Source organism: Sphaerisporangium sp. NPDC088356 (assembly GCF_040685555.1).
GTDB lineage: Bacteria > Actinomycetota > Actinomycetes > Streptosporangiales > Streptosporangiaceae > Sphaerisporangium.
On the sequence record NZ_JBFBIK010000222.1, the window covers coordinates 1 to 4,545 of the forward strand.

4 protein-coding genes are annotated in these 4,545 nt (G+C 70.8%); 1 reads left to right on the forward strand and 3 read right to left on the reverse strand.

Features of this window, described 5'->3' with window-relative positions; translation table 11 throughout:
- The first annotated feature begins 259 nt into the window (after window positions 1–259).
- Window positions 260–1,102, forward strand: coding sequence for a deoxyribonuclease IV (locus tag AB0O34_RS36165; protein ID WP_363923406.1), 843 nt, complete (start codon window positions 260–262; stop codon window positions 1,100–1,102).
- A gap of 469 nt (window positions 1,103–1,571) precedes the next feature.
- Here the strand turns inward: AB0O34_RS36165 and AB0O34_RS36170 are convergent, their stop codons facing one another.
- The 3 genes from AB0O34_RS36170 to AB0O34_RS36180 form a co-directional block, all read right to left on the reverse strand.
- Window positions 1,572–2,384: a LytTR family DNA-binding domain-containing protein gene (locus AB0O34_RS36170; protein WP_363923408.1), complete on the reverse strand. Its 813-nt coding sequence runs from the start codon at window positions 2,382–2,384 to the stop codon at window positions 1,572–1,574.
- A gap of 73 nt (window positions 2,385–2,457) precedes the next feature.
- Window positions 2,458–3,648, reverse strand: a complete 1,191-nt coding sequence (locus AB0O34_RS36175) for a histidine kinase (protein ID WP_363923410.1) — start codon at window positions 3,646–3,648, stop codon at window positions 2,458–2,460.
- A 54-nt stretch (window positions 3,649–3,702) separates the two neighbouring features.
- Window positions 3,703–4,311, reverse strand: a complete 609-nt coding sequence (locus AB0O34_RS36180; RefSeq protein WP_363923412.1) for a molybdopterin-dependent oxidoreductase — start codon at window positions 4,309–4,311, stop codon at window positions 3,703–3,705.
- Between the last annotated feature and the right edge of the window lie 234 nt (window positions 4,312–4,545).

Below are 4,545 nucleotides of genomic sequence, written 5' to 3' on the forward strand. Positions count from 1 at the left end.
GGCGCAGCAGGCCAGCAGTTCTCGCTCGGCCTCGATCGGGCCGAGCGCGTTGAACCCTGCAAGGCCGCGTCGAGCGGGTGTCACATTGGGCATGCCAGCAAGTAGACAGTCACCGGCGGGCGCGGTCCAGCGGCGGGAGCTCCCAAGTGGCCCGGCGCATCGCCACGACTTTTCGTGTCATGCTCCAAGTCGCCGGTGCGCGGGCACGGGAAACGGCTCGCCGGGGCATCCCGCGGCCTCCCTTAAGCTGGGCAGCACCATGACCGTTACCTCTCTCATCGGCGGGCACGCGCTGGTCACAGGTGGTCTGGCCACCGGTGGCCTGCGCTATGCCGCCGAGATCGACGCCGAGATCATCCAGGTCTTCGTGACCAACCCGCGCGGCTGGGCGCTCGCCGAGGGCAGGCCCGCCGAGGACGCCGCGCTCCGCGAGTCGGGCGTCCCGGTGTTCATCCACACGCCCTATCTCGTCAACATGGGCTCCCCCAGCACCGACACGCTGGAACGATCCATCCTGACCATCCGGCACTCGCTGCGGCGGGCCGTGGAGACCGGCGCGCGTGGCGTCGTCGTGCACACCGGCTCGGCGGTGACCCAGCCGAGGGACGACGCGATGCGGCAGCTCCACGAGCACCTGCTGCCGCTCCTGGACGAGATCCCCGAGGGCGGGCCCGACTTGCTGCTGGAGCCGATGGCGGGCCAGGGCCGGATGCTCTGCGCCACCGTCCAGGACCTCGGGCCCTATTTGGAGGCCCTTGACTTCCACCCGCGTGCGAACGTCTGCCTGGACACCTGCCACGCCTTCGGCGCCGGGCACGACCTCGCGGCTCCCGGAGGCATGGGGCTCACGCTCGACGCCCTCCACGCGATCGCGCCGGGCAGGCTCAAGCTGCTCCACGTGAACGACTCCAAGGACGTCTGCGGGTCCAAGAAGGACCGCCACGAGAACATCGGCGCCGGGCACATCGGCGTGGACGCCTTCGCCGACCTTCTACGCCACCCGGTGGCGGCCGGGGTCCCGCTCTGCATCGAGACGCCCGGCAAGGCCGACAAGCACCGCGAGGACATCGCGCTGCTGAAGAAGCTCCGCGACGAGAGCTGATCCCTCCGCGACGTGTACGGCTGTGGCGGGGTGCTCGCGTGGGAGATCCGGCCGCCCCCCTTTTGGGCCGGATCACCTGAGGGGCCTTGCGGCCGTCCGGCGAACACCCCGCCTCGCCGAGGCCGACGGGCCCTACCCCCCGGTAAGGGCCCGGCGACCTAGGTGACCGCCAGGTTCGCGCGTGGGCGCTGAGCTCCGGCGATCGCCATCGGTTCCGCGTATCCAAGGTCTTTCCGGCCCATGGGGCGGGTGTCCCCCCCGGTTACGCAGTGTGGCTCTTCGACGCGGATGACATTACGTTGGGTCATCGGGGTCATGTGGCCGCTTGGCGGTCGTCTCGCCAAGCGGTCAGTAGCCAGCGATATGCGGAACGTGGCGGCACGACGAGCGGTGCCTGCGCGCCGACGAGCGGCGGGGCGGGGGCGCGCGGCGAGCGGCCCCACCGCCCCGAGAGACGCGTGGGCCGCGTTCACCTGCCGGGCGAGACCGGCTGGGCCCCGAACGGCAGGACCCCGGCCGCGAGCGCGTCGGCCCCCGGCGGCATGGCGCCGCGCGACTGCCGCACGAGTTGCTCGCGGACGCGGCGGGTGTGCCGCCGGCTCACGGGCAGGGTCGTGGCCCCGACGCGGAGCACGATGCGGCCCTCGTCGAAGCGCATCTCGGTGACGTGCCGGGCCGACACCAGCGTGCTGCGATGGATCCGGATGAAGCCAGAGGTCCCCCAGCGGCGTTCCAGGGCGGCCAGGGACATGCGGACCAGGTGGGTGCCCTCGGCGGTGTGCAGGCGCACGTAGTCGCCGCTGGCCTCTGCGTAGGTGACCGCGTGCTGGGGGACGAAGCTCGTGCGCCCGCTCAGCTCGACCGGGATCACGTCGTCCATCGCCGCCTCGGCCGCCGACGGGCCGTACGTGGCCGACTCCAGGCGCCGGACGGCCTCGGCCACCCGGTCGGGCCTGAGCGGCTTCAGCAGGTAGTCGACGGCCTCCAGCTCGAACGCCTGCACCGCGCGGTCGTCGTGCGCGGTGACGAACACCAGCTTCGGCGGGCTCGGGAAGGCGCCGATCAGCCTGGCCAGGTCGAGACCGTCGAGACCGGGCATGCGTATGTCGAGGAACACGCTGTCGAGCCGATCTCCGGCACCGATCATGGCGACCATGTCCTGCAGCGCGGCGACGCCGTCCGAGGCGGTCAGCACCTGCTCGACGCGGTTGTCCTGCCGGAGGAGGTAGGCCAGCTCCGACAGCGCGTGCACTTCATCATCAACCGCCAAGACACGGAGCATGAGGACAACGCTGCCGCCCGGACCACCCTTCGGGCAAGCATCATTCCAACATTGTGTAACCGCTCGACGCCGGTTAGTTATCTCTTGGCCGGATTTTCGGGACGCGCATGCGGACGGTGGTCCCCTCACCCGGCGCGGTGTCGATGATCAGTCCGTACTCCTGGCCGTAGATCTGGCGCAGCCGCACGTCGACGTTCCCCAGGCCGATGCCGCCGCTGTCGCCGCTCGGCGGCTCACCGTCGAGCATCTCGCGCACCCGCTCGGGGTCCATGCCCGCGCCGTCGTCCTCGACGGTGATGTGGACCTCGTTGCCCACGTCACGCACCACCACGCTCACCTCGCCCGACCCTCCGCCCCGGCGTATGCCGTGGGTGATGGCGTTCTCCACCAGGGGCTGCAGGCAAAGGAACGGCACGGGAACGGGCAGCACCTCGCGCATGACGTCCACGACGAAGCGCAGCTTGTCGCCGAACCGCGCCCGTTCGAGCAGCAGGTAGCGGTCGACGCAGGTCAGCTCGTCGGAGAGCGTGGTGAAGTCGCCCGCGCGGCGCAGGGCGTGCCGCGCGAAGTCGGCGAAGTCCAGCAGCAGCTCGCGGGCCCGGTCGGGGTCGGTCCGCGTGAACGAGGCGATCGTGGCCAGCGAGTTGCAGACGAAGTGCGGCGAGATCTGCGCCCGCAGTGCCCGTGTCTCGGCTTCCAGCGCCCGCCGCCGCGTGGCGTCCAGCTCGGCCAGCTCCAGCTGGCCCGACGCCCACTGCCCCACCTCGGTCGCCGCCCGTACGAGCGCCGCGCTCACCTGGGAGTCGTAGGCGGCCAGGGAGCCGATGACCCGCCCGTCGACGGTGAGCGGCACCACGACGGCGCTGCGGATGGCGCAGTCCTCGGCCTCGCAGAACAGCTCGTCGCCCGCGACCAGGTGGGGCCGCCCGCCGGCCAGGACGCCGTGGACGTGGCCCAGCAGGTCGCGGGTGCGCGCCTCGCCTGGAGCCTCCCAGGCCCCGTCCCAGGCCAGCACCTGGTCGGTGGAGGTCACGGCCAGGGCCTCGGTGCCGAGGAGCGCCCGCAGGTGGCGTACGGCCCTTCGGGCGGAGTCGCGGGCGAGGCCGGCCCTGAGGTAGGGCGCGGCCATCGCGGCGAGGTGCAGGGTGGTGAACGTGGCGTTGTCAGCGGGGGCGTCCGGCCCGGCGTCGCCGCCGCGGCGGCCCAGGCCGTACCCCACAAGACCGCTCAGAACGCATAACAGTGCCCACCCGGTAAGGAGCATGCGGGCAACCGTAATAGGTGACCTAATGTGATCGTGCCCGAACTCTGCGGAACCCTAGGAAGGACCGTCTCCGGGGTCCTCCTGGTAGGCATAACGCTGTTCACGCCACGGATCGCCCAGGTTGTGGTAGCCGCGCTCCTCCCAGAACCCTCGGCGGTCGGCCAGCAGGTACTCCACGGCACGCACCCATTTCACGCTCTTCCAGGCGTAAAGGTGGGGCACCACGACGCGGACCGGAAACCCCCGCTCGGCGGTCAGCGGCTTCTCGTCGAGATCCATGGCGAAGATCGTGGAGTCGCGGTCGAAGTCCTCGATGCGGAGGTTGGCGCTGTAGCCGTACTCCCCCCAGATCATGACGTGGCTGACGCCCGCCGCCGGAGGGGCCGCCTCCATCAGGGTCTTGGCCGATATGCCTCCCCACTCGTTTCCCATGATCGAGAACTTGGTGACGCAGTGGAAGTCGGCGATGACGGTCACCCGGGGCAGGGCCGAGAACTCGGGCCAGGTGAACCCGATCTCCTCGCCTGAGGCGGTGGCTCCGAACACCGACATGTTCCAGCGCTCCGGCCGGAACTGCGGGATCCGGCCGTAGTGGATGACCGGGCGGCCACGTGGGATGTACTGCCCGGGGGGTAGTCGAGCTTCCTCGGTTGGATCCGGCACGCAGCAATCCTGCCACCGCGCACTTGACCGCGTGTCATCGGCACCCCGCCAGGCCCGCCCGCCGGATCCGCCCGGTGGCCCCAGGAGGGGATGCGCTATGCTTTCGGCGATGCGTACTGTATTCGAGTTCTGGTATGGCGACGGACCCGTGGAGCGGACCGTTCGCCGTCGGATGCTGCGCTGACAGGCAAACGTCGACGAAGGCCCCGGGTCCCACAGGACCCGGGGCCTTCG